Source organism: Vreelandella glaciei, from assembly GCF_013415125.1.
GTDB lineage: Bacteria > Pseudomonadota > Gammaproteobacteria > Pseudomonadales > Halomonadaceae > Vreelandella > Vreelandella glaciei.
In genome coordinates this window covers 26,013-52,379 of the sequence record NZ_JACCDE010000017.1, presented here as the reverse complement: position 1 = coordinate 52,379, position 26,367 = coordinate 26,013, and the positions used below count along the sequence as shown (strand labels likewise).

General features: G+C 51.3%; 22 protein-coding genes. 7 read left to right on the top strand and 15 right to left on the bottom strand.

All coding sequences use genetic code 11. From position 1 onward, the window contains the following. Positions 1-40: 40 nt before the first annotated feature. Positions 41-886, top strand: coding sequence for a 23S rRNA (adenine(2030)-N(6))-methyltransferase RlmJ (locus HZS80_RS12595; RefSeq protein WP_179916283.1), 846 nt, complete (start codon positions 41-43; stop codon positions 884-886). Positions 887-916: 30 nt separating this feature from the next. On the opposite strand, the gene mnmE is transcribed toward HZS80_RS12595, so the two are convergent. From mnmE to rpmH, 4 genes are all read right to left on the bottom strand, one after another. After that, positions 917-2,287: a tRNA uridine-5-carboxymethylaminomethyl(34) synthesis GTPase MnmE gene (gene mnmE / locus HZS80_RS12590; protein ID WP_179916282.1), complete on the bottom strand. Its 1,371-nt coding sequence runs from the start codon at positions 2,285-2,287 to the stop codon at positions 917-919. Between the two features lie 103 nt (positions 2,288-2,390). Further along, positions 2,391-4,100 (bottom strand): membrane protein insertase YidC, encoded by a 1,710-nt coding sequence (yidC, locus tag HZS80_RS12585; RefSeq protein ID WP_035556366.1) that lies wholly within the window; start codon positions 4,098-4,100, stop codon positions 2,391-2,393. 121 nt (positions 4,101-4,221) lie between these two features. Further along, on the bottom strand, positions 4,222-4,614 hold the full coding sequence (rnpA, locus tag HZS80_RS12580; protein ID WP_082072518.1) for a ribonuclease P protein component: 393 nt from the start codon (positions 4,612-4,614) through the stop codon (positions 4,222-4,224). Between the two features lie 13 nt (positions 4,615-4,627). Next, positions 4,628-4,762: a 50S ribosomal protein L34 gene (gene rpmH / locus HZS80_RS12575; RefSeq protein ID WP_008959105.1), complete on the bottom strand. Its 135-nt coding sequence runs from the start codon at positions 4,760-4,762 to the stop codon at positions 4,628-4,630. Positions 4,763-5,296: 534 nt separating this feature from the next. Here rpmH and dnaA point away from each other — a divergent pair. The 4 genes from dnaA (at position 5,297) to gyrB (ending at position 11,629) form a co-directional block, all read left to right on the top strand. After that, complete coding sequence (gene dnaA, locus HZS80_RS12570) at positions 5,297-6,763, top strand: chromosomal replication initiator protein DnaA (protein ID WP_035556369.1); 1,467 nt, start codon at positions 5,297-5,299, stop codon at positions 6,761-6,763. Positions 6,764-6,823: 60 nt separating this feature from the next. Beyond that, positions 6,824-7,927 (top strand): DNA polymerase III subunit beta, encoded by a 1,104-nt coding sequence (gene dnaN / locus HZS80_RS12565; protein ID WP_035556372.1) that lies wholly within the window; start codon positions 6,824-6,826, stop codon positions 7,925-7,927. Positions 7,928-8,053: 126 nt separating this feature from the next. Continuing rightward, the gene (recF, locus tag HZS80_RS12560; protein WP_179916281.1) at positions 8,054-9,157 is read left to right on the top strand and encodes a DNA replication/repair protein RecF; all 1,104 of its coding nucleotides are present in this window, start codon (positions 8,054-8,056) and stop codon (positions 9,155-9,157) included. A gap of 51 nt (positions 9,158-9,208) precedes the next feature. After that, complete coding sequence (gene gyrB / locus HZS80_RS12555; protein WP_008959109.1) at positions 9,209-11,629, top strand: DNA topoisomerase (ATP-hydrolyzing) subunit B; 2,421 nt, start codon at positions 9,209-9,211, stop codon at positions 11,627-11,629. 106 nt (positions 11,630-11,735) lie between these two features. Here the strand turns inward: gyrB and gmhB are convergent, their stop codons facing one another. From gmhB to glyQ, 3 genes are all read right to left on the bottom strand, one after another. Continuing rightward, complete coding sequence (gene gmhB, locus HZS80_RS12550) at positions 11,736-12,293, bottom strand: D-glycero-beta-D-manno-heptose 1,7-bisphosphate 7-phosphatase (protein ID WP_008959110.1); 558 nt, start codon at positions 12,291-12,293, stop codon at positions 11,736-11,738. A gap of 163 nt (positions 12,294-12,456) precedes the next feature. Continuing rightward, the gene (glyS, locus tag HZS80_RS12545; RefSeq protein ID WP_035556379.1) at positions 12,457-14,523 is read right to left on the bottom strand and encodes a glycine--tRNA ligase subunit beta; all 2,067 of its coding nucleotides are present in this window, start codon (positions 14,521-14,523) and stop codon (positions 12,457-12,459) included. Further along, positions 14,523-15,482: a glycine--tRNA ligase subunit alpha gene (gene glyQ, locus HZS80_RS12540; RefSeq protein ID WP_035556381.1), complete on the bottom strand. Its 960-nt coding sequence runs from the start codon at positions 15,480-15,482 to the stop codon at positions 14,523-14,525. The genes glyS and glyQ overlap by 1 nt, the downstream gene beginning before the upstream one ends. Before the next feature lie 109 nt (positions 15,483-15,591). Between glyQ and rfaD the strand changes: the two genes are divergently transcribed. Then, the gene (gene rfaD / locus HZS80_RS12535) at positions 15,592-16,548 is read left to right on the top strand and encodes an ADP-glyceromanno-heptose 6-epimerase (protein WP_035556383.1); all 957 of its coding nucleotides are present in this window, start codon (positions 15,592-15,594) and stop codon (positions 16,546-16,548) included. Then, positions 16,541-17,578, top strand: a complete 1,038-nt coding sequence (waaF, locus tag HZS80_RS12530; RefSeq protein ID WP_035556385.1) for a lipopolysaccharide heptosyltransferase II — start codon at positions 16,541-16,543, stop codon at positions 17,576-17,578. Before rfaD ends, waaF begins: the two co-directional genes overlap by 8 nt. Here the strand turns inward: waaF and HZS80_RS12525 are convergent. From HZS80_RS12525 to HZS80_RS12490, 8 genes are all read right to left on the bottom strand, one after another. After that, entirely contained in the window at positions 17,575-19,218 is a 1,644-nt protein-coding gene (locus HZS80_RS12525; protein WP_035556387.1) for a sulfatase-like hydrolase/transferase, read from the bottom strand. The two genes, waaF and HZS80_RS12525, sit on opposite strands and share 4 nt — an antisense overlap. Positions 19,219-19,248: 30 nt before the next feature. Continuing rightward, positions 19,249-19,953 (bottom strand): YrbL family protein, encoded by a 705-nt coding sequence (locus HZS80_RS12520; protein ID WP_082072663.1) that lies wholly within the window; start codon positions 19,951-19,953, stop codon positions 19,249-19,251. An 88-nt stretch (positions 19,954-20,041) separates the two neighbouring features. Beyond that, on the bottom strand, positions 20,042-21,022 hold the full coding sequence (locus HZS80_RS12515; protein ID WP_235272451.1) for a glycosyl transferase family 90: 981 nt from the start codon (positions 21,020-21,022) through the stop codon (positions 20,042-20,044). Positions 21,023-21,027: 5 nt separating this feature from the next. After that, positions 21,028-21,930 carry a glycosyltransferase family 4 protein gene (locus tag HZS80_RS12510; RefSeq protein ID WP_235272449.1) on the bottom strand — a complete coding sequence of 301 codons (903 nt, stop codon included), beginning with the start codon at positions 21,928-21,930 and terminating at the stop codon, positions 21,028-21,030. A gap of 138 nt (positions 21,931-22,068) precedes the next feature. Further along, on the bottom strand, positions 22,069-22,851 hold the full coding sequence (locus HZS80_RS12505; protein WP_035556394.1) for a glycosyltransferase family 2 protein: 783 nt from the start codon (positions 22,849-22,851) through the stop codon (positions 22,069-22,071). Next, positions 22,848-24,002: a glycosyltransferase gene (locus HZS80_RS12500; RefSeq protein ID WP_035556396.1), complete on the bottom strand. Its 1,155-nt coding sequence runs from the start codon at positions 24,000-24,002 to the stop codon at positions 22,848-22,850. The genes HZS80_RS12505 and HZS80_RS12500 overlap by 4 nt, the downstream gene beginning before the upstream one ends. Beyond that, positions 23,999-24,943 carry a glycosyltransferase family 8 protein gene (locus HZS80_RS12495; RefSeq protein WP_179916280.1) on the bottom strand — a complete coding sequence of 315 codons (945 nt, stop codon included), beginning with the start codon at positions 24,941-24,943 and terminating at the stop codon, positions 23,999-24,001. Before HZS80_RS12495 ends, HZS80_RS12500 begins: the two co-directional genes overlap by 4 nt. Continuing rightward, positions 24,940-26,313 (bottom strand): O-antigen ligase family protein, encoded by a 1,374-nt coding sequence (locus HZS80_RS12490; RefSeq protein ID WP_082072661.1) that lies wholly within the window; start codon positions 26,311-26,313, stop codon positions 24,940-24,942. Before HZS80_RS12490 ends, HZS80_RS12495 begins: the two co-directional genes overlap by 4 nt. Positions 26,314-26,367: the final 54 nt, after the last annotated feature.

Sequence of the window (26,367 nt, the reverse complement as noted above, 5' to 3'; positions counted from 1 at the left end):
CCCATAGCGGGCTTTTTTATTCACTTGCTGATGAGTCTCCATGCTGTCCTACCAACATGCCTACCATGCCGGTAATTTTGCGGATGTGCATAAACATCTGACACTTTACACGGTGATTAATTATTTATTACGTAAAAAAACGGCTATTACATATGTCGATACTCATGCGGGTCGAGGGCTCTATCCCCTTAATGCGCAAGAGACGCAACGCTTGCAAGAGTATCGCGAAGGCATAGGGCCGCTGTGGCAAGCTCGCAATGAGCTAAACGATCCGTTGCTGATCGCGTGGCAAGCAGCGGTAGCCACTGCTCAAGCCTCCTCAGCAACCCTGACGCACTACCCAGGCTCTCCCTGGTGGCTGAGTCATTCGTTGCGTGAGCAGGATCAACTGCGGCTGTTTGAGCTGCACCCCGGCGAGCACGAGCAACTTTCTACTCAGGAGTTGCCAGCTAACGCCCAGCGTGTGTTTGGCGATGGACTGGCGGGGCTGGAGGCCATGTTGCCCGCGATAACGCCACGGCTATGTGTACTCATCGACCCCAGTTATGAGCGCAAAGTGGAATATCAGGAAGTGGCCGATACCGTCGCTTATACACTGGAGAAAGCGCGCCATGCCGTGGTATTGATCTGGTATCCGCTGCTACCCGCTGGCCACCATCACACGCTATTAGATGCATTGAAAGAGAGCGGTCAGCGCAAAATATGGCGCAGCGAGCTGCTGCTGCGTGAACCCGGTGAGCAGGTTCACGGCATGTTTGGCAGCGGCATGGTGGTGATTAATCCGCCCTGGGGCTTGGATGAGCGACTAGCCGCTGCAATGGCAGAAATTACGCCGTTATTAGGTTCTTCTAGTCGCTATCAGGCGGATTGGTGGGTGGGAGAGTAGTGTTGGTAACGAGGGTAACGAGTAGCTCTCTTACTTACCGATGCAGAAGCTGCCGAAAATCTCGCCCAGTAAATCATCGGCGCTGAATTCACCGGTGATTTCGCCCAATGCCTGCTGAGCATCGCGCAGATCTTCCGCTAGCAGCTCTCCTGCGCCGTAGCCATCAAGCTGAGCGCGGCCTGTATCAAGGGCTGCCATAGCACGATCTAAGGCATCTAAATGCCGTCGGCGGGCAGAGAAGCGACCCTCGGTGGTGGCGGCAAAGCCCATGATATCTTTTAAATGTGCTTTTAAGTTATCCACACCCTCGCCCGTTTTAGCGGATAAACGTACGGTGGGGGGCGTTGTGGATAAATCTAATCCAGGCGGTTCCGCACTGGTATCAATCTTATTGCGCACTAACGTCAAGCTCTGCTGATCGGGCAGGCGGGCGACAAACTCGGGCCAGATGGCCATGGGGTCGGTTGAGGCGGTCGTGCTGGCATCCACTAACAGCAGTACGCGATCGGCTTTCTCTATCTCGGCCCAGGCGCGAGCGACACCGATCTTCTCAACGGCATCGGGTGTATCGCGCAGTCCGGCGGTGTCGATAATATGCAGCGGCATACCGTCGATATGAATATGTTCGCGCAGCACATCCCGGGTCGTACCGGCAATATCCGTTACAATGGCGGTGTCTTGCTCCGTGAGGGCATTCAGCAGGCTCGATTTGCCTGCATTGGGCCGCCCTGCGATTACCACGCTCATACCTTCACGCATCAGAGCGCCTTGGCCTGCTGCTTGGCGCACGTCGATTAACGTTTGCTGAACGCTGTTCAAGTGCTCAGCCACATGGCCGTCGGCAAGAAAGTCGATCTCCTCTTCTGGGAAATCAATCGCCGCCTCAACGTAAACACGTAGCTCGATCAGCCGCTGCACCAACGCTGACACGCGCTTCGAGAATTCCCCCTGGAGCGAGCGCACGGCATTTTCGGCCGCTGAGCGGGAAGTGGCATCAATCAGATCGGCGATAGCTTCTGCCTGGGCCAGATCGAGTTTGTCGTTGAGAAAAGCCCGTTCAGAAAACTCGCCAGGGCGCGCTAGACGTGCGCCGAGAGCCACACAGCGCTCCAACAGCATATCCATAATAATGGGGCCGCCGTGGCCCTGTAATTCAAGGACGTCCTCACCGGTAAACGAGTGGGGACCGTTGAAGAGCAGGGCGATGCCTTCATCAATAATGCTTTCAGCGCCCTGGAAGGGGCCGTAATGGGCGTAACGAGGAGAGGGGCAGTGACCTAGTATGGCCTCGGCGATAGCGCGGCAGGCAGGCCCTGAGACGCGAATGATACCAACACCACCGCGTCCAGGAGGGGTAGCCAATGCGGTAATCGTATCTTGAGTATAAAGTCGTTCAACCATGGCGAGCCTCTTTAATGGATGCGTACAGTGTGAGTTTGTCATCTTTAAAACGCCAGACCCCCGCACTGGGCGGGGGTCTGAAGGCTTCAACTACCACGGCAGGCTATTTGGTCTTCATGCCTTTGCCGATGGTCGGGTCATTCTCGATTTTGCGCGTAATGTAGTACTGTTGCGCCACCGAAATGATGTTGTTGACCACCCAGTAGATGACCAGACCCGCTGGGAACCACAGGAAGAAGAAGGTAAAGATGATGGGTAGCATCTTCATGATCTTCGCCTGCATCGGATCCGGGGGCGTCGGGTTCAACATTTGCTGAACGAACATTGAAATACCCATCAGGATCGGCAGAATGAAGTACGGATCCTTCACCGATAGATCCTGAATCCAGAAGATAAACGGTGCGTGTCGCAGTTCGACCGATTCCAGCAACATCCAGTAAAGCGCGATGAAGACCGGCATCTGAATCACAATAGGTAGACAGCCCCCCAGCGGATTGATCTTCTCCTTCTGGTAGAACTTCATCATTTCTTGCGACATCTTCTGACGATCGTCGCCATACATCTCTTTCAGGCGCTGCATTTCAGGACCGAGCTTACGCATGCGGCCCATGGATTTGTACGCTTTGGCGGAAAGCGGGAACAGCACGGTCTTAACCAGTACCGTTAGCAATACAATCGACCAGCCCCAGTTACCGACGATGTCGTGGATCTTATCCAGCAACCAGAAGAGGGGGTTAGCGATAAACCATAGCCAACCGTAATCCACGGTTAAGCGAAGGTTTGGTGCCACCTGCTCTAGGTAGTCCTGAATCTTCGGACCCATATAAAGGGTAGCACCTAACGTGGCTTCGCCTTCTGCGGCAATGCTGCTAGTGGGGCCAGCAAAGGCTACGACGTTACGATTACTTGAGTCGGTGGTAACGTAGTAGAGGTTTTGCTGATCCTGCTGAGGTGCCCATGCCGAGACAAAGTAGTGCTGAATAATTGCAATCCAGCCGCCCTGTGCTTCGCGGTTTTCAAAGTTACTGGCTTGAATATCTTCAAAGTCGATCTTTTCGTATCGTGCATCCGGCGTTGAGTAGGCAGCCCCCAGATAGGAGTTCATACCCATTGAAACGCCGCTTGAAGGATCGGGGCTATTATCGCGTGCCAACTGACCAATAAAGCGCGCACTAACCGGTGCATCGGTGTTATTGGCTAGGTAGTAATTGACGTTAACCGCATAACTGCCGCGCTCAAATGTGAGGCGCTTAATAACCTCGACGCCGTTAACGTCGGCGGTTAGGTCGATGCTCAGCTCTTCATCGTTATCGCCTAAACGATAGTCGGTATTTTCAGGCGTGAACGCGATGCGGCTTGCTTGACCATCAAGCTGAAGGCCTGAGCGAGCCACGTAGCTGCGGCTGCTGTTATCCGACAACAGCACGTAGTTCCGCTCTGACTCGAGGGAAAGTTTGTGCTGAGGTAACGCGGCGTAAACAATATCGCCACCGTGTGGATCAATGCGTACATCAAGAACATCGGTCGTTACGGCAATGAAATCACGGCTAGACGTTTCGCTTTCAGTATCGCCAGGAATACCTTCACCAACCGCATTTGGCTGCGATGTGGTACTCGGAACGGCTAAGCCGCCCTCGCCATCGTCAACATTGCGGGATGGTACTGAATTGCTAGATGGTACTGAATTACTGCGTTGAGTCGTTTCAGGCACTGAATCGTAATTCGGCTGCCCGTAATCCTGATTCCACTGGACGACTAGCAAGTACGCCAGTACGGCTAGTGGAATCAGTAATAAAAGTCGTTTTACGTCCATGAGGGTTCTGCCCGCTGGGTGGTGAACATGCTAATGGCGCAGTGTCATTTACTCGACCCTTGACACACGAAAGCCTGCCAGACGGCAGGCCGAGGTCGAGCGGCGAGGTGTGCACCAAAGGTCACGTGTCACGCTCTGGCGTTGGTGCTGCGATCACCGCCTGTGCGTCACGCTGAAGTCGCTTCCACATGCCGTGTAACTGGCGATGCAAGGTGTCGTTGTCGATATCCTGAACGCCGCGTCGGGCAAGCACCACGATATCCACAGAGGGTAAGTGATCTTGACGAAGACGGACAGATTCTCGAACGAGACGCTTGAAACGGTTGCGATCTACGGCGCGTTTGACATTTTTTTTGCTGACTACCAGTCCAAGGCGGGGGTATCCCCGAGTACTTAAGCGAACTAACGCCATCATACCTTTGCCATGCACTTTCAGGTCGGCTTGCTCAAACACGTGACTGAAATCCCCAGCATTTAGTAACCGTAACTGCCGGGGAAAGCCTTTCTGTGGCACACGCAATCCGAGATCAGGCGCTCAGACGCTTGCGGCCCTTGGCACGGCGACGTGCGAGGACGGCGCGACCGTTTTTGGTTGCCATACGAGCACGGAAGCCATGCGCGCGCTTGCGCTTGAGAACGCTAGGTTGAAAAGTGCGTTTCATAACTCGTTATTCCCACGTGGTTTAGGACGGAAAGTGAATTCCAAAAAGCCCGGTCCAGTGAGGAACTAGCCGGGGAGATTCAATTCAAGACCGGAAATTGTAGAGACTTCCTTTGCTGGGTGCAATTTTTCCTTGCATAAAAAGCGTTGTGGCGTCATTGCGGCCATGCTGGCAGTGAGAATTATAGCAATCTATGTTCTGGCTATTATTACTAATAAGTAGTTCTAAACCTGTTGTTATTAATAGTGGGGATACTATTTGTGGATAAGTGGTTTTAATTATTATTTATCAATTGCCTATAGACATAAAAAATCTGTGTGTAAGTTCCGTATAAACAGTCTACAAGATGTTAAGTAGATGTGTTTAACCTAAACGTAAGTCGCTTTTTTGTTAATTATCCCCGTTCCTCCACATGGTTTTCCCGTAGGCTCACTGCAAGTTGTCCACAGGGCAATATTCAAGCTTAAACCCGTGTGGATAACCGAGGCTTTGGGCGCTACAATGGTCGGCCGTTTTCAACCGATGGTGAGATGAGTGTCACTGACGCTTTGGCAACAGTGCCTGGACAACCTGCAGGATGAGCTGAATTCACAGCAGTTCAATACCTGGATACGCCCGCTGCAGGCAGAAGAAGGAGAGTCCAACGAGCTGCGCTTATTGGCGCCGAATCGCTTTGTGCGCGATTGGGTGAGCGATAAGTATGCCAAGCGGATTAGTGAACTAATGCGTGAGCTCGCGCCGGCCAAGCCGCCGAAAGTGAGTTTGACGGTAGGTAGTCGCCGTCCGGCCACGCAGGCACCTCAGCATCGCGACTTGGGCAACCCCGTATCGGCTTCTCCATCGCGTCCTTCGGCACCGGCTGTTCATACGCCTCCGCGCGGCGATATTGCCGATGAGCGTGAAATAGGCAGGCTGCGTGATGAAGCTCCCAGTCGGCGTAATAATGAGCGCCAGGTACAGGTAGAGGGCAGCCTGAAACATGGTAGCGGACTAAACCCGAATTTTACTTTCGATACTTTTGTTGAAGGTAAATCAAACCAACTGGCTCGCGCTGCCTCCCGCCAGGTGTCTGAAAACCCCGGCGGCGCTTATAACCCGCTGTTTTTATACGGCGGCGTGGGTCTTGGTAAAACTCACTTGATGCACGCCGTGGGTAATGCGCTGGCAACGCGGCGCGAAAATGCCCGCGTGGTCTATCTGCACTCAGAGCGTTTTGTCGCCGATATGGTCAAGGCGTTACAGCTCAATGCGATTAACGATTTCAAGCGCTTTTATCGCAGTGTTGATGCATTACTTATTGATGATATTCAGTTTTTCGCTGGCAAAGAGCGTTCCCAGGAAGAGTTTTTTCATACCTTCAATGCGTTATTAGAAGGTGGTCAGCAAATGATCCTGACCTCTGACCGCTATCCTAAAGAGATCAGTGGGGTAGAGGAGCGCCTTAAATCACGCTTTGGTTGGGGGCTCACGGTCGCGATTGAACCGCCGGAACTTGAAACCCGCGTAGCCATCTTGATGAAAAAGGCCGACCAAGCTAAGGTCGATTTACCTCACGATGCAGCTTTCTTTATTGCTCAGAAAATTCGTTCCAACGTGCGCGAATTGGAAGGTGCATTGAAAAAGGTCATCGCTGATTCGCACTTCATGGGCAAAACAATTACCCAAGACTTTATTCGCGAATCGCTGAAGGATTTGTTGGCCCTTCAAGACAAGCAGGTGGGCGTCGATAATATTCAGCGCACAGTCGCGGAGTATTACAAGATCAAGGTAGCGGACTTGCTCTCCAAGCGCCGTTCACGTTCGGTTGCCCGCCCTCGTCAGGTGGCGATGGCGCTTGCTAAGGAGCTAACCAATCATAGTTTGCCGGAGATTGGTGATGCCTTTGGTGGGCGTGACCACACAACGGTGTTACACGCTTGCCGAAAAGTGAAATCATTGCAGGAAGAGAGCGCGGATATTCGTGAGGATTACAAGAATCTGCTGCGCCTGTTGACCAGTTAACCACCCTATGGGACGGGCCTGTTACGCGCAGGTCTTTCAGGATATAGAACCGGAGTATTGATGAAATTTTCGATTTCCCGAGAGGCGCTGTTACGTCCGCTGACTCTGGTCGCAGGTGTTGTCGAGCGCCGCCAAACGCTACCAGTACTTTCAAATGTACTGATCCAGGTAGAGGGCGACCAAGTGTCGCTTACCGGTACTGATTTAGAGGTTGAGCTTGTTGGGCGCACGGTGGCCAGCCAGGTTGACCAGGCGGGTGCAGCAACGGTGCCTGCTCGCAAGCTGATGGATATTTGTAAATCACTGCCTGATCAGTCCGATATTCAGCTAGCCGTTGAAGAGGGCCGTGCGGTCTTACGCAGTGGCCGTTCACGTTTTACCCTGTCGACGCTTCCGGTAGCCGAGTTCCCCAATATAGAAGATGCGGACGGCAGTCAGGAAATCAGCGTACCTCGCGGCACCTTAAAGCACCTGATTGAAGCCACCTCATTTGCGATGGCGCAGCAAGATGTCCGTTATTACCTCAACGGTATGTTGCTGGAAATCCAAAGCAACCTGCTGCGTACGGTCGCGACTGACGGTCATCGTTTGGCGATGTGCTCACGCCCCATTGAAGTGTCTGTTAGTCAGTCACAAAAGCTGATTGTACCTCGCAAGGGTATCCTTGAGCTGTCGCGTTTGCTGGATGACAGCGATGAACCTGTCAGCCTGACGCTGGGCTCCAGTCATGTACGTGCTCACACGGGCGATTTCACCTTCACCTCTAAGCTCATCGACGGTAAATTCCCTGACTATGAACGCGTAGTGCCGCGCAACGGCGATAAAGTGCTGATTGCCGAACGCGCTGCGCTGCGCCAAGTGCTTTCGCGTACCGCTATTCTCTCTAATGAGAAATACCGTGGTGTACGGCTATACTTTGAGGAAAACAACCTTAAAGTAATGGCCAACAATCCGGAACAGGAGGAAGCCGAGGAAAATATCGCTGTTGAGTATAACGGCGGCGCGATGGAGGTCGGTTTTAACGTTGGCTATCTAGTCGATGTACTGACGGTGCTGAACGAAGAACGCGTGCAGATTACCCTGGCCGACCCTAACAGTAGTGCACTGCTTGAAGTGCCCGGCGGTGGTGATGCACTTTATGTGGTTATGCCAATGCGCCTGTAAAGGGGGTTTGGATCATAGCATTGCACATGCAAGCTACATTAGCGGTGCTTCTGGTAGCAGAAGCACCGCTTTCTCATTGGATGCAATACTCTTTATTTGCGGACTATTTTAAGTGGTGATAATAGGATGAGCCTGACACTGCTTAATTTCCACGGTTTGCGTAACCTCCAGCCAGTCGAAATGACGCCCTCATCACGTATTAACGTTATTAGTGGCGCCAATGGCAGTGGTAAAACCAGCCTTCTCGAAGGCGTGCATATTCTGGGTATGGGACGCTCGTTCCGTACACGCCAGTTGAAGCACACCATTCAAGCCGATAAACCCCATATGACGCTGTACGGACGGTTAAGCGGTGAGCCTGAGGTTACCCTTGGTGTACGCCGTTTGCGTGCCCAGAGAGAGCTAGAGCTTCGTCTAAAGGGAGATAAAAACGCCCGCTTGGCGGAGCTTGTCGAAGCGATGCCGTTGCAGTTAATCAACCCTGACGCTTTTCGACTGCTTGAAGGTTCTCCTGCTGGTCGCCGAGAGTTTCTCGACTGGGGAGTGTTTCACGTGAAACATGACTTTTTGGGAATCTGGAAGCGTACCCGGCGTGCGTTGAAACATCGGAATGCACTGCTCAGGCGTGGTAGAATACACCCTCAGGAAATAGTGGTGTGGGAGCAGGAGCTCGCCATTTGGGGCGAACAGATGGATGCGTTGCGCCGTGCATGGTTTAGTGACTTTTTGCCAGTCTTTGAAGAGACGCTTAAGGTGCTACTTCCATTGCCTGGATTGTCGATTCATTACGCGAGGGGCTGGGATAAAGAGCGCTCTCTTTCGGCAGTGCTACACGATAGCCGACCCACTGATCAACAAATGGGCTTCACGCAGCAAGGCCCGCAGCGCGCAGATTTGCGTATCCGAGTAAACAAGCAGCCTGCTATCGAAGTGCTTTCCAGAGGCCAGCAAAAGTTAGTGGTGAGCGCCTTGAAACTCGCCCAAGGGCGGTTTCTGGAAAGAACAGCACAGCGGCACTGTATTTATCTCATCGACGATTTGCCAGCAGAACTTGATGAGCAAAATCGGCATCAGTTTTGTGGGTTACTTGAAGACATGCAGTGCCAAGCATTTATTACCAGCGTCGAACCTTCTGCGTTAAGTAGTACCTGGCGGCCTGATACTTTGGTGAAGATGTTTCACGTGAAACATACTGAACAAGGGCTGAGCCAGTTAGTGCTGGCTAGCTAGCGCGAAGAGTAGACGATACGGAATGAGACAGACTTCACGACGGAGTGGTCAATGAGCGAGCAGGCTTACGATTCATCAAGCATTAAGGTGCTCAAGGGGCTGGACGCAGTGCGTAAGCGTCCAGGAATGTATATTGGTGACACCGACGACGGTACCGGTCTGCACCACATGGTCTTCGAGTTGGTGGATAACTCCATCGATGAGGCCTTGGCTGGGCATTGCAGCGAAATTCGCGTTGTCATTCACCCGGATGAGTCAGTCACCGTTAGTGATAACGGCCGCGGCGTACCCACTGAACTTCACGAAGGCGAGGGGGTGTCCGCTGCTGAAGTTATCATGACGGTGCTGCACGCAGGCGGCAAATTCGACGATAACTCCTATAAAGTTTCTGGTGGGTTACACGGCGTTGGCGTTTCTGTTGTAAACGCACTGTCTGCCGAGCTGCGCTTGACCATTTGGCGCCAGGGCGAAGTGTTTGAACAGATGTACCATCACGGTGTGCCTCAAGCACCGTTGGGCGTTGTGGGCAAAACCGAAAAAAGCGGTACCCGCGTCCATTTTCGCCCTTCCCCTGAAACCTTTGGCAATATCGAGTTCCATTTCGATATTCTTGCCAAGCGGTTGCGTGAACTCTCTTTCTTGAATTCCGGTGTTGCGATCCGATTGTTCGATGAGCGCAGCGGTAAAGAAGAGCTATTCCATTACGAAGGCGGCTTAAAAGCCTTTGTTGATCACCTGAATACCAATAAAAGTGTCATTAACCCGGTATTCCACTTTAACGCTATTCGTGAAGATGGCGTTGAAGTTGAGGTGGCCATGCAGTGGAGCGAAGCCTTCACTGAAAATATTTTTTGCTACACCAATAATATTCCTCAGCGAGACGGTGGCGCGCACTTGGCAGGCTTCCGAGCGGGGCTTACCCGTACGCTCAATAACTATATTGAAGCTGAAAACCTGCTCAAAAAGGCCAAGGTCAATACCACCGGTGACGACGCCCGTGAAGGCTTGACTGCGATTATTTCGGTCAAAGTGCCGGATCCTAAATTTTCGTCGCAAACGAAAGATAAACTAGTCTCCAGCGAAGTTAAGACTGCCGTTGAGCAGGAGATGAGCCGCCTGTTTTCTGAGTATCTGGTTGAAAAACCTAACGAAGCTAAAGCGATCGTTAATAAGATGCTGGATGCGGCGCGGGCGCGTGAAGCCGCCCGCAAGGCGCGTGATATGACCCGCCGTAAAGGCGCGCTGGATATTGCCGGCCTGCCCGGTAAGCTGGCGGATTGCCAGGAAAAAGATCCAAGCCAGTCTGAACTCTACCTGGTGGAGGGTGACTCGGCAGGGGGTAGTGCCAAGCAGGGCCGTGACCGGCGTACCCAGGCTATTTTGCCGCTCAAGGGTAAAATCCTGAACGTCGAAAAAGCACGTTTTGATAAAATGCTTTCTTCAGCTGAAGTAGGCACGTTGATTACTGCACTTGGTTGCGGCATCGGCCGCGAAGAGTTCAACCCTGATAAGCTGCGCTACCACTCCGTCATTATCATGACCGATGCGGACGTGGATGGCTCACATATTCGTACGCTATTGCTGACGTTCTTTTTCCGTCAGATGCCGGAACTGATCGAGCGTGGCCATATCTTCATTGCCCAGCCGCCGTTGTATAAAATCAAGCGCGGTAAGCAAGAGCTCTATCTGAAAGATGAGCAGGCGATGGTGGATTATTTAACCACCACGGCCCTGGACGGCGCTGGATTACACGTTAATGCCAATGCACCAGGCATCTCGGGTTCTCAGTTAGAAACGCTGGTAAACCAGTACCGTAACGTCATGAAACGGATTGATCGCTTGTCACGGGTTTACCCCAATGAAGTGCTCAAGCAGATCATTCATACGTCCGCGCTTAAAGGTGAAGAAAGCCTGAAAGATCGCGTAACCATGCAGAACTGGATTGATGAAATTCAGAAGACCATGGATGACATGGTTGCCTATGAAGGTGGTCCGCGTTATCACTTCCACCTTCAAGAAGATTCTGAACGTGGACTTTTCCTACCTACCGTCTCGCTGGTGGCTCATGGTGTAACCACAGAGTACACGTGGGGACTCGACTTCTTTGAAAGCGCTGATTATCGGGGCATCGCTGAGTTGGGCGAAACGCTGGATGGCTTCCTTGAAGAGGGCGCGTTTATTGCCCGAGGGGAACGTCAAAAGCCTGTATCTCACTTCTCCGAAGTGCTGGCATGGCTGATGCAAGAGGGCCAGCGTGGTCTATCGGTGCAGCGTTATAAAGGTCTGGGTGAAATGAATCCAGATCAGCTTTGGGATACCACCATGGATCCCGATAGCCGCCGAATGCTGCGGGTGACGATCGAAGATGCGGTGGGTGCTGACATGATGTTCAACACGCTGATGGGTGATGACGTTGAACCACGTCGCGACTTCATCGAAACCAATGCGCTAGTGGCTAACCTAGACGTATAAGAGACGTTTGCTACTATCGTCATTGTTTCACGTGAAACATAGTGACGATCATTAACGAAAAGCGCCGTAGTCTCCTAGCGGCGCTTTTTTGATTACAGATCGGTATCTACTGCTTCGTAGTGATCAGCCAGTCCACAAAGTGAGCTAAATCATCGAAAGCATGTGCTTTTTCAAGCCCAATACCCTTGGCTTCAGTTTTTGCTCCTTTTCCGGTTCTAACCAGTACAGTACGACAGCCGACTGCTTCGCCTGCTTGTAAATCTCGCAGACTGTCTCCTACCATCCAGCTCCCTGCCAAGCTTGCCAGCCCCAACTGCTGCTGAATCTGATGCAGCATTCCAGGCAATGGTTTACGGCATTGACACTTGTCGTTAGGCCCATGGGGGCAGTAGGCGATGTGAGCGATGCTTCCGCCTTCCTTTTCCACCAACGCTAACAAGCGATCATGCATGCTCTGGAGCGTTGCTTCATCATAATAGCCACGGGCAATGCCTGACTGATTGGTCGCCACCACTACTGTAAATCCCGCATGACTGAGGCGAGCAATGGCGGCAATTGAAGAGGGGTAGGGCACCCATTCATCAAGGGATTTTATGTAGGCATCAGAATCAAGATTAATGACGCCGTCACGATCCAGAATGACAAGTTTTCCGGCACTTAGCATAGAAATCCTATTGGTACGGTTCGGCGATACTTGATGTCCGCGATTTTTATCGACTATCTTACTCGGACTCGCAGCAGTGTTTCACGTGAAACATATATTCCCAGTTAACAAAAAAGCCCAACCGTTTAGACGGCTGGGCTTGTAGCGACCAATCAAGCGATGACTACTGGGGAAGAAGTGAGATATCGGCCACTTCTAGGAAGAGCGCTTGAAGGCTAGCGAGTAGAGCCAAGCGGTTGCGCTGAATAGCGGGGTCATCCGCCATCACCATTACCTGGTCAAAGAAAGCATCCACCGGTTCCCGCAGGGTAGCAAGAGTGTCCAATGCTTGCTGATAGTTGCCTACAGCAAACAGTGGGGCCACTTGTGTCTGGCTTCCGCTCACCGCATCGAACAACGCTCGTTCGGCATCTTCCTGCAATAAGTTTTGATCAACCTGGGTACTACCATTGTGCTCTTGCTTAGCCAGGATGTTAGAAACACGCTTGTTAGCGGCTGCCAACGCGGCTGCTTCATCACGCTGGGCAAAAGCTTTCACGGCCCGCAGGCGGCGAGCGAAGTCGAGAGGATTGGTCACCGGGCGAGCGCGTACCGCAAGGTACATTTCAGCACTGATACCTTCTTCCTGGCCCCAGGCGCGGAAGCGATCCAGCATATAGGTCAGCACGTCCTCAACCAGGCCATCGGCCTTGGGTAGGCTCTGGTGCTGCTCAGCGGCAACGGTGAGTAGCTCGCGCAGATCAAGATCCAGCTCGCCTTTGATCATAATGTTGAGCACGCCAATCGAGGCACGGCGTAACGCAAAGGGATCCTTCGCGCCGGTAGGGCGTTGGCCAATACCGAAGATACCCACCAGGGTATCCAGCCGATCAGCCAGGGCTAACGCCTTACCGGTCGAACTCTGGGGAATGACATCAGTGGCGAATCGCGGTAGGTACTGCTCTTCAAGCGCTTGGGAAACCTCCGCGGGCTCACCATCCTGCTCGGCGTAGTAACGCCCCATGATGCCCTGTAGCTCGGGGAATTCGAGCACCATTTCGGTCACAAGGTCACATTTGGCAAGCGCCACGGCGCGCTGGGCCTGGGCCACATCGCCGTTGATCTGCTCGGCAATAAAGGTCGCGATAGCGGTGCTGCGACGGGCTTTGTCCGCTAAGGTGCCCAGCTGCTGCTGGAAGACAACGCTTTCCAGCTGGGGAATGCGCGAGGCCAGTGTGCGCTTGCGGTCGGTTTCGTAGAAAAACGCTGCGTCGGCTAGGCGCGGGCGAATGACTTTCTCGTTACCGGCAATGACCTGATCGGGGTCGGCGCTATCGATATTAGCGATGGTGATAAACAGCGGTTTCAGCTTGCCAGCGTCATCCAGCAGGTGAAAATATTTCTGGTTGGCCTTCATCGAAGAGATCAGGCACTCAGCGGGCACTTCCAGGAAACGCTCATCAAAACTACCGGTAAGCGCTACCGGCCATTCAACCAGTCCGCTCACTTCGACCAGAAGGTCTTCATCAATAACGGCGGTGGCTTCTTGGACTTCGGCTTCTGCCAGCACCTGCTCGCGGATACGTTCTCGGCGCTGCTCGCGATCGACCAGCACGTAAGCATTTTCCAGCGCAGCCACATACTCATCGGCATGGGTCAACTGAATGGCATCAGGGGCGTGGAAGCGATGACCGTAAGTGGTACAGCTTGCCTGTAGGCCTAGCGCCTCAGCAGCCACGACATCGCTACCGTAAAGCGCCACCAGCCAATGAACCGGGCGCGAGAACTCAATCCGTGAAGCGCCCCAGCGCATATTTTTAGGCACAGGGAGGGCACTGATGGCTTTGCGGATAATCTCGGGCAACAGCGCTTGAATAGATTCACCCGGCTGCTGCTCGCGGTAGCCAAGCCAAGTGCCTTTATCGGTTTCCAAATGAATCAGCTCATCGACGCTAACCCCGCAGGAGCGGGCGAAGCCTTCCGCAGCTTTCGTGGCCACGCCATCCTTAAAGGCCGCCGCCAGTGCGGGGCCACGGCGCTCAACGTCGCGGTCAGGCTGTTTATCGGCCAGCTCACGGACTTGAACCGCTAACCGACGAGGGGTCGCAAAGGCCGTCACGCTGGCGAAGGGAACGTCGGCTTCTTGCAGGCCTTTCTCTATTCCTGCGGAAAACGCATCGGAAAGCGCATCCAGGGCCGTGGGTGGTAGCTCTTCTGCACCCAGTTCTAGTAAAAGCGTATTAACAGCCATTAGTCGTCTCCCTGATCGGCGAGTAGTTCGCGGCGAAGTGTTTCTGGCGCCATGGGGAAACCTTCGGCCTTGCGCGACTCAAAGTAGGCGGTGGCCACATCGCGGGCCATGGTACGAACACGCAGAATAAAACGCTGACGTTCGGTGACCGAAATAGCGTGGCGGGCATCCAACAGATTGAACGTGTGCGATGCTTTTAAGACTTGCTCATAGGCGGGCAGCGGTAGGCTGGCAGTGAGCAGTTTGCCACACTCTTTTTCCTGATGGTCAAAGCTAGCAAATAGCTGATCCACATCGGCATGTTCAAAGTTGTAAGTGGACTGCTCGCGTTCGTTTTGCAGATACACATCGCCATAGGTGACCTTGCTGCCGTCTGGGGCAATGGCCCAAATCAGGTCATAGACGCTGTCGACGTCCTGCAGGTACATGGCGATACGCTCAAGCCCATAGGTCAGCTCGCCGGTAACCGGGTAGCACTCAATGCCACCTGCCTGCTGAAAATAGGTAAACTGGGTGACTTCCATGCCGTTTAACCAGATTTCCCAGCCCAGGCCCCAGGCGCCTAGCGTTGGGGATTCCCAGTTATCTTCGACAAAGCGGATGTCATGAATCAGTGGGTCGAGACCGAGCCGCTTGAGTGAGCCCAGATAAAGATCCTGCAGGTTGCTGGGCGATGGCTTCATCACCACCTGAAATTGGTAGTAGTGCTGAAGGCGGTTAGGGTTCTCGCCATAGCGGCCATCAGTAGGGCGCCTTGAAGGCTGCACATAGGCAGCGTTCCAGGTTTCGGGGCCAATCGCCCGCAGGAAGGTGGCGGGGTGGAAGGTGCCCGCGCCAACTTCCATATCAAGTGGCTGAAGGATGACGCAACCCTGTTCTGCCCAGTACTGCTGCAGAGCAAGGATCAAGCCCTGAAAGGTCGACACATCGGGTGTCGATTGGTTTGTCGAGACACTCATCGCGGAAAGCACCGTTGGCCATGAATTCATAAGGCGTCAAGTATACAATCCTAGGCAGATGGGTTATAGGCACGTATGCCAACAAGCCGCTTTAAGTAAGGAGAACAGCATGATTGTGGTAACAGGCGGTGCCGGTTTTATCGGGGCCAACATAGTGAAAGCACTGAATGCCCGTGACCGAAACGATGTAATGGTGGTCGATGATCTGCGCGATGGCACTAAATTCGTCAACCTGGCCGACTGCACGCTGGCGGATTATCTGGATAAAGATGACTTCCTTGCCAGGGTAAAAGCTGCCCTGAAAGGGGAAAGCGTCGACTTGCCTACCATTGACGCCATTTTCCACGAAGGCGCCTGCTCGGATACCACCGAGTGGGATGGCCATTACATGATGGAAAATAACTTCGAGTACTCCAAAGTGCTGCTTAACTACTGCGAGCAGCAGGGTATTCCCTTCCTGTACGCGTCATCGGCGGCGACCTATGGCGGCAGCGAGGTTTTCAAAGAGGTACCGGAGTGCGAAAAGCCACTCAATGTTTACGGCTATTCCAAACTGCTGTTCGATCAGCACGTGCGTGTGCGGTGGAGCGAATTGACCACACAAGTGGTGGGCTTTCGTTACTTCAATGTCTACGGCCCCCGGGAACAGCACAAAGGCAAAATGGCCAGCGTGGCGTATCACAATCATCTGCAAATTCGTAACGGCGAAACCCTGAAGCTGTTCGGCGCCTATGGCGGTTATGAGGCGGGTATGCAGAGCCGCGACTTCGTTTATGTCGGTGATGTGGTCGATGTGAATCTCTGGTTTCTGGATCATCCTAACCAGTCGGGCATTTTCAATCTTGGTACTGGGCGTGCAGAGCCTTTCAAAGCGATTGGTGAAGCCGTTATCGACTTCTATGGTAAAGGCGAGATCGATTACATTGCCTTCCCTGAAGAGTTGAAAGGGCGCTATCAGAGCTATACCCGGGCTGACATTAACCAGCTACGTGCCAGTGGCTGCGATGTGGAGTTTAAAACCGTTGCTCAAGGGGTTAAGGCCTACTTGGGGTGGCTAAATGGCTAACTCAGCTCAGCGCTTGCTGGTGATTGGCCCTTCGTGGGTCGGTGATATGGTCATGGCACAAAGCCTGTTTATGACTTTAAAAGCCCGCCAGCCAGGCGCGACGATAGGGGTGGTCGCGCCCGCGTGGTCGCAGCCTATTCTGGAACGCATGCCCGAGGTGGATGAGGTGTTGCCGCTGGCGGTTGGTCATGGTGAATTTGGTTTGGCCAGCCGCCGCGAACTCGCCAGCCGCCTACGGGGGCGATTCGATCGCGCGATTGTATTGCCGCGTTCTTGGAAGGCCGCGCTGGTGCCCTTTATGGCACGCATTCCCGAGCGTGTCGGGTTTATGGGCGAGCATCGCTACGGTCTTCTCAAGGAGCGCCGTAAGCTCGATAAGCAGGTGCTGGATCAAACCGTAAAGCGCTTTGTTTCGCTGGGGTTGCCCCTTGAAGAAGCGAACAGCGGCGACTTTGTATTGCCCAAGCCGCGGCTGCAGATTGATCGCGATAATCTGGTTAATTTACGCCTGACGCATTCACTTTCATCACGCACGGCGATTGGCATGATGCCGGGCGCTGAATACGGCCCCGCCAAGCAGTGGCCGATCAGTTACTTTCATACGTTAGCAAAACGCTTGGTAAACGAAGGTTTTGAAGTGCGGGTGTTGGGCGGCGCCAAGGATCACCCAGCAGGAGAGGAAATAACGCAGGGGCTTGCCCATGCCCATAATCTGTGCGGCAAAACACAGTTGGCCGATGCCGTTGACTTGCTGGCTGACTGCCGGCAAGTGGTCACCAATGACTCGGGCTTGATGCATGTGGCCGCAGCGGTAGGCGTTCGCATCCATGCGCTATATGGCTCTTCATCGCCCGCCTACACGCCGCCGTTGACCGATAATGCGGTGATTCACTATCTGGCGCTCTCTTGCTCTCCCTGCTTTCAGCGCACGTGTCCATTGGGACATACCAACTGTCTTAACCAACTGAGTGTTGATCAGGTCTATGAACAGATTAACGCGGCTCATCAACGGGAGAAGCGTGATAGCTAATGGATAAGCTCCACTTCATCGGCTCGGTCAGCGGGTGTCTCTACGGTTTGCTCTTGAGAAGAGGGCGTGTCGGGCTCACGGCGCTGGGGTGAGATACCTTCCCAGAGACGGTGCTGCAGCGCTGTCTCTTCCTGTAAGCGCTCATTGAGTACTTCGATACCGTGTGCTTCCACCAGCGTACGCTGATCACTAAATAATGACGTGCCCAGCCCCGCACGCTGGCCTTCCAAGCGAAAGCCCAGCGCATCTAACAACGTAGGGAAAACATCCAGCATGGTGGCATCACGGCGAATACGCTGTGGCTGAATATCATCGCCCAGCATGATAAGCGTGTTGTCTCGGTCTAATGCCGTCAATTGATCCCACACCGACACCCGCATGGTGAGGTGGTCGCTGAGAACCACAACCAACGTGTTGTCGAGAAGCCCCTCTGACTCCAAACGCTCAATTAAATCTCGGGCCAGCCACGTTGAGCACTCTACGGAGTAAAGAATATCCTGCCCGTCAAATTCGCCCTGTTGTTCTACACAGGATTGAGAGGGGTAACCATTGGGCGCATGGCCTGCTAAATTAAGAGATACCACGCCCCATGGGCCGTTATTCTCTTTGTTCAGTCGCCGTATTTCGTCGGCGGTAATGTCATAAAGCGTGTCGTCATAAAGCCCCCAACTGTTTACATATTCTGGATCTGTCAGCTGTGGCTCTAACTCTTCACGCCCTTTTACGGTGTTGAATTGATGGCCGCGGTAGAACAGCCCTTTACCTGCAAACTGAGTGCTGGCACCGCCCAAGTAGCTGAGCTGGTAGCCCTGCGCAGCGAGTATATCGCCAAGGCAATCAACGCCGGGAACGACCTTCGAGAGAGGGTCAAACTGGCTGTCGTGAAGGAGGCCGGCTGGCATTAAAGGTACGCCACATTGGCTGGCAATCATCCCCGCCATTGTCCAACCGGTGTTATCCATTTGGCGGACACCTTCAAAGACCGCGCCTCGCTCACCCAGTGCGTTGAGATTGGCATAGGCATCCTCGAATATATCGTTAGCATAGGTACGCTCGATGCTTTCTAGATACAAGAGAAGTAAGTTCGGGGCGTCTCTAAGCGCTTCAGCGGGGGGGGGCTTATAGCGGCGATCCAGCCAGGCACCATCGTCGGTAACAATAGCTGCGCTGCGTTGGCCCAGGCCAAAAAGCAGCGGGTTGCTTGCCAATAACAAAATAGCGAAAAAGCGCTCGGCTAACCGCCAGCGCTGGTCATGACGCGATAACCACGTGACGGATGCCAGCACGCCAATCATGATCAGCGTATAAAGCACTGCGGTAAGCATTTTACCGGCGCCGCCGTGCTCGGCCATGCCAGCCTGGAGATGAAAAAACACCGCACCCAGATCGACAATGCCGAAGCTATCTGCCAAGTAGACGTAAACGCCCCACAGGCTTAGCGGCAACAGCGACCAGGGCCACATTTTTCGATAACGGGCATTGGCAGGCTGGCCCCAGCGCAGCTTTAAGCCCACTCCAATCCATACGGCCGCCACAAAAAATAGCGTCCACCAAGGCAGGCGGGTTAGTACCGTGACGGTATAGCCCAGACAAAGGCCGATAGTGATGATTGCTATTTTTCGAATAGCACGAGGATCCATATGTAACCTACTTTTTCAGGCAAATTCATTTCATTGGTTAGCTTTGAGACCATCACAGTTTGAGGTATCACTCAGAGGCATGGCTGCGGCAAAATTATAATCACCAGCATAAACTTTTTGTGCACAGTAGGTGAATTTATCTTTTATTAATCTCCATTTACGTTTAGCGTAAAGGTTTGCTAATATACTGCTGTTGAGCAGTAAGAATGTTTTAAAATTTGTTTTTTTGGGTGAGAACCCGTCAACCATAATAATTCTATATTCATCATAAGCGCCGTCTAGAATGAAATTATCAATATTAAAATCTGATGCAGGAACTCCAAAAGTAGAGAAAATTTGGATCGTTTCTTCCACTAAGTCAATCGCTTTTTTAACGGTGAGCTCTCTTTTAAATAAAAGATTTCTTAACGTTCGCGATTCACCTTTATCATCGCTAATCCTATCTACCAATAAGCCAGGTCCTTTATTCGTATTTATCCAATGATGACAAAGACTTATTGGGCATGCTCCTTTTGCTGATTTAACTTTATCTGATACATGCCATTCTGTTAGGCTTTGCCTATGGCCTTCTTTCCAATGCTTTGGATCCCGAGAAATTTTAATTATTTTTGAGGAATTTTTTGCATGGTAGTAGCAAATACGTTTATTGCCATAAGATAAAATATCAGTATCGTTTAAAATTAGCTTTTCACTGCATTCAATTTTCTTGACTATACTTTTGTACGAAAAAAACATGCATTATCCTTTGCGTGTAATTTGTGTTGCTAGCTTGAGGTCCAAAAAATTAAGTGGCGTAATTGTCTACAGCAAGACAACAAAAGTGTTAGTTAAAACGACAACTATTGAAAGATTGTTGGGTATACTCAAAATATTTCTGCATAACCAATAGGCTAATTAAGCGTTCCCGTTCTGTATTCATGAATTGAGAAAAGTAGCAGTTTGCATTGGCAATAATCCTTTTGGCGGCGTCGGGGTTTTCTTGGTAATAGATGACTTTCTCCTCAAGATCCGAGTAGTCCTCCTTGAGCTCAACATAGTGATAGCCGGGTAACAGAGTGCCCTCCATAAACCATGTTTCAAAGCGCGGCCGTCTCATCAAGCAGAGGGAATTAGAGGCCATTATCCATTTAAGGTTTGTGGCAACATCCTTACCTTCTATACTGAGCACGAATTTATATTTCAGTTGCTCCTGCACCGACATGAACTGTCGATGCCAAGGCTGACCCAGAGCATTTTTGTGAATGTCACCCACGTTGCATAAAGGGTGATCATAAAAGTCCCGCACGAATTGGCGTCGATGCTCTTGGTGGCAAGCCCCCCGCCACACGACAAAATCAAGCTTATCATCATAGGGGATAGGGTCTTTGACCGTATAGTAGTGACGTACGCGATTTAGCTTAAGTAATACCGAGTTTTGATTAGGCTGGTTAATAGGGCGACTTTTTACCAAGGTAGCCACGCTTGGTACCGTTGTTACATCGCCGAAGAGATAGCAGAACTTCAGCTCGGGCGAAAAGTAACGTAATACGCTCAGCAGGTCCAAGTAGTAAGTTCCGCTTTTTTCACGCTTAAAATTAGATAAACTTATTACCTGATCAGGTAGTTCAGTGTAGTTATCGAGGCTATTACAGTAATTAACGCGATAAAGTATTTTTTTCTGCTCTTCTTTCGATAAGCGCTTTAGTGAATGTAATAAGCGTTTCCGTTGCCACTGTAATAAAGCAGTGGGGATCAGGCGATGAGCAGTATGTTGAACATAAAAAACCAGCTTGTGAAGGTTCTTATGTGCTTTCGCAACAAGCATAACCATTAACTCACGATTGTTTGATAGAGATGCCAATATGATGCTGTCATTGACTGAGGACTGTATTGATCTAAACGCTCAGTGGCTCCATGAACTAACTGCTGCTGAAGAGCGGCGTCGTCTCTTAATCGCATAATACTGCTGGCTAATGCATTTGCATCATTGTCTGGTATGAGTAACCCCGTCTGCTCATGCTGAACGATATCGGGTATACCGCCAACGTCAGTAGCGATGACAGGAATACCTAACTGCATTACATCCAACAAAACGGAGCCCAAGCCTTCATTGCGTGAAGGAAACGCAAACACATCCAAGCCAGCCAAATAATCGGCAATGTTATTTTTAAATCCCATCCAGGACACGTTGCCAAGCGAAGATGACTCTGCTTTAAGCGTTTCAGCGTCTTCGCCGTCACCTAAAAAAATGAACTGTATATCAGGCGCTTGTCGCTCAAGTTTCTGCGCCGCCTGCAGTAATAACCGCTGACCTTTATGGCGATCAACCACGGCCCCTGCGTGGCCTACCAAAAATTTATTGGCAAAATCCTCGCGAAAAATACGAGTGGCTTCAGGTGAAGACGCTAGCCGAGAGTAAGCACTTGCTATTAAGTTAACATCGCCCCACTGATTTGCTTCCAGAAGACGCTTTATCACGTGAGAAAGAGCAACTCGTGAGGAGGCATGAGAATAACATTGCTGGTTAAACCACTTACGTTTGACAGGCGAATCAACGCGTCGAGTAATTAAATAGGGTGTGCCTGTTAGGCGATAGTGTAAGTAAGCCCAATGAACACCTTTTGCATCATGAGCGTGAACAAGCTGGGTATCACCTAATCGATAGTGCCCAGCCAGCTGATGATTGGCTGAATGAAAACGGAGCCCCTTTACGTCGAGCAGGTGCTGACGCATGGGAGAGTCCTGTCGGCAAACCAGTGTCTGTGTAACGTGACTCGAAGGCTGCGCTGCCAACGTCTCGATTAATATCTCAGTCTGGCGCTCGCCACCGCGAAAGCCTCGTGCCAGATTTACATGAGTAACATGCATAGATCACCAAACCTTATTAAAGTCTTCTGCTTCAAGCACTTTAGGATCACGCTGGTATTCGAGTAGCTTGGCGTACTTCAAGTAGCTATTGAGTCCCGCGCTGATTGCAACGCTCAGGCCATCGACCCCACCCATGAAGCCTCGCTGAAATATATATTTGCGTACAAAGGCATTCAGGCCATGGACAAACGGTGAAAATGCATTGGCGCGCTTCCCTTTCTGGAACATAATCTTCGCGGCACGACCACTGAAATTGCGTCCTGGCTTCGCAAATAACTGCCCCAGGTTTTCGAACGAGTGGTGCACAATATCGGCGTTGATTCTTTTGGGATTTGCGGCTACTACGCTAGCGTGCTGCTTAACGTCCGCAAAGCGTGCATGTTGTCGGTTGTAGAGGCGAATACAGTAATCGGGATACCAGCCACAGACCCTGATCCAGCGCGAACCGATCATGTTGCGCCGACGAAAGGCAAACGCATCATGCTCGGTGGCAGCAAGGTCAAGCTGACGAATGGCTGCGACCATTTCTGTTGTTAAACGTTCATCGGCGTCCAGGCTGAGCACCCAGTCGTGCTCTACATGCTCAAGTGCAATATTTTTTTGGATGCCATCACCGAGGTAGGCCTGTTGAACCACCCTGGCGCCTAGCTCGCGAGCAATAGTAGTGGTTTGATCCTGGCTTCCTGAATCTACCACCACGATGTCGCCACATACTTGGCGAACTGACGCAATGCAGTCGGCAATATTGGCTTCTTCGTTAAAGGTAATAATATTGGCCGAAATCATGAAGCAGTCATCTCTTGCAAAAAGGCAGAAGTAATTTGTGCTGGGGAAAAGCTTTCCAGCCAACGCTCATCAATCGCGTAGCCGTCAGCTTCAAGAACAGCATCGACACGGGCTGCTAAAGCCTCTGGTGTCATTTCACACAGATAAGCTTCCAGCTCACCGCTCATAATATCACGTACCCCGCCTGGGCAATCGACCGAGACAATAGGCGTTTGGCAGGCCAGCGCTTCCAGCAGCACGATGCCCAAGCCTTCATGCGCAGAACTCAAGATAAAGAGTCGTGCATGATGCATCCAAGGGTAGGGGTTTAATTGGCGGCCGACAAACGTAACGCGTTCAGCAATACCCAGCTCAGCGACTAGCGCCTCCAGCTCGCTGCGTAATGGTCCCTCACCGACAATGACCAGTGGTAGCTGAGTTTGCATCTTGGCATATGCGCGCAGCAGCAGGTGGTGGTTCTTCTGCGGTACCAAACGGGCGACGTTAAGTAAATAAGGGGTGGTGGGCCGTTCGGGAGTGTCTTCGTGCATGGCACTTTGGATAGTCGCTATGGGGCATGGATTGGTGATCGTACGCAGCGATAGTGGCTGCACCTTCAGTGCCTGCATGGCCGTGGCAATCTGCTTTTCGACGCCATGCGAGACGGTTATCAAGTGTTTGTCATGAAACAAGCAACGTGCCTTGAGTCGCTCCAGCCAGGGAGCATGTCCAGAAGAGGTTTTAACTATATTTTCCAAGACGTAACAGGCGCGGGGATCTTTGAAGGACCATACCGTCTCAAAGGTGCCAATGCCGCGAAAAATAATGCGGTCAAAAGTGCCATATTGGCGCTCTAGCTTTCGTATCTCACGACGAAAAAGCTTTCCGCCCCACCAGCCTGACAGTAGAAAATAGCTTTTTCGTACCACGCTATTCAGCAGGCGTGCGGCAATCTCGATCGTGCCCCCTATCCCTGACATCCACATGGCCCGAGAAAGAGCGAAGTGGTGAATGTTTACCTTTTTGTTGCCTGGTTCAAGTTGAGGAGGGCGGGGCTTGAAGTACATTAGGTGGCTTTCATGGCCGTGCTCGGCAAAGGCATCCGCAAGGTTTACCGCGACTCGCTCCATGCCGCCAATTTTTAAAGTACGCACGACAATTAATACCTTCATGTAGGCGAATCCTTTTTATGTGACGGAAGTTGCATGACAGGGACGAACTTTAGTCGCTGGCGACGGCGACGGTTCTTGAACCACGATAGCGCATGCTTTAGGCGCTGCTGTAGGGAGGGGCTAGGGTATCTGATCGAAGGTTGCCAAGGCGTTAACGAGTGGTAATGGCGGTACAGGTCAGCAAGCGGGTGGCGACTGTTGGCATGCCAGGGTTTTCTTGAACCAATAAAATGAATAATTGCAGGGTGGCGGGTTGCATGGTCTAGCTCCTCTTGCCAATCAGCATAATGAGCCACGCTTTTTTCTACCGCTGCATAAGCATAGGGCTGCATGTTCCAGCGCATGGGCAGCCGATGCCAGTCCAGAAAAATGACGTTCAATGCATCCTGATCGGGGTAGTCCAGCGTGTAATCATGTTGCTTTAGTAGCTGCTCTACTTGGTCTAGCACGTTGCGAGCTTTCCAACCCGCTAAATCCACCACCAGCACGCCTGAATTAAAATAGTTCCGGTAATCAAGCCCCATTCGGCTCTGATCTGTTCCTTGTAAGTTGGCCACACAGGCTAAAGGAGCATTTTGCATGTCGAATGACAACAGATTGGCAATATCATCTAGTACCACAAGATCGCAGTCTAAATAGATGACTTTCCGGCAGCTCATCGGTAGCCAGTTGTGCATGCCTAAACGCAGCATGGCGGCAGGGCCAAAACGGCCGAAAGCTAGCTCTGGCCAGCTATTGTTTTCTGCTTCAATGACGGTTAGCGATGCAGGTAGTGAGGAAAACCATTGGTACAGCTGTTGATGAGTATTGGCTGATAAGTTGTATCCTAATAAATAAAAATGCAGCGCTTCTGGCGTCTCACTATGGCAAATAGTGGATGCCATCACGGCGGCTGCCTTGTCGACATACCCTTCATCGGAGCACAGGACAACAGTAATCATGGGAGATCCCTTTCGATGTTGGTAATAGCCTTTGACCGGTTGGCTCGCAATGTGGGTTTCCATATATGAGTTAGGCAGCCAGCCATGACAACGTTAAATAAGAATACACCTGTCCAAAATATCAAATAGGATTCAAAAAGATTGATAACACTCCAAAAACATAAAAAGGCATAAAGAAAAAGGAGTACATCACCGGGCATGTCGCCACGTTTCCATGCAAACCATGAGTTTGCTATAAACCATATCAGTAAGTAGGCGTAAGCGGCTAAGCCCACCAAACCATACTGCAGTGTGATTTCAAGGTAGAGGTTATGTAAGTGGCCAAAGTTTAAAGCTTGATAGTGCGCCTGATTATATTCGATATTATCAAATAAATACTCGACACCTTGTTCTCCCCAGCCAAGCAAGGGGCGCTGTGCAATCATATCAATGGCAGCGCGCCAGCTATACAGTCGCTCGCCTACGCTGGAGCGCACTTCACTGGATGATAGAGGGATTGAACTCCAATCTCCTCTCAATAAGGCTTGAATAGTGTCCAGCTCAGCTGTGGCTCTTTCAATGATCAAAGAACTATTAATGATGATAAACATCGCTAGGCATACTGATGAAACAGCAATTAAAGCGAGATGCTTTTTGGTAAGGCTTTTTCGGTATCTGATAAATAGCAGAAAAATTACAATGGAAAAGCCAGCGATAACTCCTAACCAAGCGGCTCGTGTCTGCGAAATAATGACACCCGCTATAATAATCGTAAATGCTAATGCCCAGAGAATTAATTTTCCCCAATGTTGTAAAGGTGCTAATAATAACCGTGGAAGAAAAATGAGCAAACCGAGCAGAACGGTGCCGAAAAACATCGCTGAATGCTGCACATTGCGAATACCAAACCCAACGCGTTCGCCGAGAAAGCCACGCTGAAAATCGGCGAGACCATCACCCGTGATCCATGGTGCCAATACAACGGCGGCGCTAGCTATGCCCCAGAAAATTAATGTATTTCGTGTATTGCCCCCTAGCCACCATGCAAAAATAATAAATAAAAACAGCCGGGCAATATGGTCTAGCTTAGGGTAGTCATCTGCCAAAATTGGAAGTGTAAGCGTTAAAAATAACCAATGACACACAGCTAAGAGTAAAGCCCACCAAAGCATATGGAAAACGTGATGCTTCCATACCTCTTTGGCATAAATTATTATGCTCACTAAGCCAGTAATGGATAACATTACCTTATTGAGATCGCTGAAGTTGTCAAAATGAGGTTTTGAAAATATATAAAATAATGTGGTGAGCACACCTATCGCTATTAAAGGAATAGGCGTTTTTCCTAAATATTTTGTTTCCCATATAAAAAATAAGTGCTTTCTTTGCATCTGCTTAATGTCTCAATGAGCTGCTATCTCGATGATGAATCTTTCATGATAGAT

Coding starts and splice junctions, on each gene's coding strand:
- HZS80_RS12595 (WP_179916283.1), top strand. CDS start 41: ATGCTGTCCTACCAACATGCCTACCATGCCGGTAATTTTGCGGATGTG.
- mnmE (WP_179916282.1), bottom strand. CDS start 2,287: ATGGTTGAACGACTTTATACTCAAGATACGATTACCGCATTGGCTACC.
- yidC (WP_035556366.1), bottom strand. CDS start 4,100: ATGGACGTAAAACGACTTTTATTACTGATTCCACTAGCCGTACTGGCG.
- rpmH (WP_008959105.1), bottom strand. CDS start 4,762: ATGAAACGCACTTTTCAACCTAGCGTTCTCAAGCGCAAGCGCGCGCAT.
- dnaN (WP_035556372.1), top strand. CDS start 6,824: ATGAAATTTTCGATTTCCCGAGAGGCGCTGTTACGTCCGCTGACTCTG.
- recF (WP_179916281.1), top strand. CDS start 8,054: ATGAGCCTGACACTGCTTAATTTCCACGGTTTGCGTAACCTCCAGCCA.
- gyrB (WP_008959109.1), top strand. CDS start 9,209: ATGAGCGAGCAGGCTTACGATTCATCAAGCATTAAGGTGCTCAAGGGG.
- gmhB (WP_008959110.1), bottom strand. CDS start 12,293: ATGCTAAGTGCCGGAAAACTTGTCATTCTGGATCGTGACGGCGTCATT.
- glyS (WP_035556379.1), bottom strand. CDS start 14,523: ATGGCTGTTAATACGCTTTTACTAGAACTGGGTGCAGAAGAGCTACCA.
- glyQ (WP_035556381.1), bottom strand. CDS start 15,482: ATGAGTGTCTCGACAAACCAATCGACACCCGATGTGTCGACCTTTCAG.
- rfaD (WP_035556383.1), top strand. CDS start 15,592: ATGATTGTGGTAACAGGCGGTGCCGGTTTTATCGGGGCCAACATAGTG.
- waaF (WP_035556385.1), top strand. CDS start 16,541: ATGGCTAACTCAGCTCAGCGCTTGCTGGTGATTGGCCCTTCGTGGGTC.
- HZS80_RS12525 (WP_035556387.1), bottom strand. CDS start 19,218: ATGGATCCTCGTGCTATTCGAAAAATAGCAATCATCACTATCGGCCTT.
- HZS80_RS12520 (WP_082072663.1), bottom strand. CDS start 19,953: ATGTTTTTTTCGTACAAAAGTATAGTCAAGAAAATTGAATGCAGTGAA.
- HZS80_RS12515 (WP_235272451.1), bottom strand. CDS start 21,022: ATGCTTGTTGCGAAAGCACATAAGAACCTTCACAAGCTGGTTTTTTAT.
- HZS80_RS12510 (WP_235272449.1), bottom strand. CDS start 21,930: ATGCGTCAGCACCTGCTCGACGTAAAGGGGCTCCGTTTTCATTCAGCC.
- HZS80_RS12505 (WP_035556394.1), bottom strand. CDS start 22,851: ATGATTTCGGCCAATATTATTACCTTTAACGAAGAAGCCAATATTGCC.
- HZS80_RS12500 (WP_035556396.1), bottom strand. CDS start 24,002: ATGAAGGTATTAATTGTCGTGCGTACTTTAAAAATTGGCGGCATGGAG.
- HZS80_RS12495 (WP_179916280.1), bottom strand. CDS start 24,943: ATGATTACTGTTGTCCTGTGCTCCGATGAAGGGTATGTCGACAAGGCA.
- HZS80_RS12490 (WP_082072661.1), bottom strand. CDS start 26,313: ATGCAAAGAAAGCACTTATTTTTTATATGGGAAACAAAATATTTAGGA.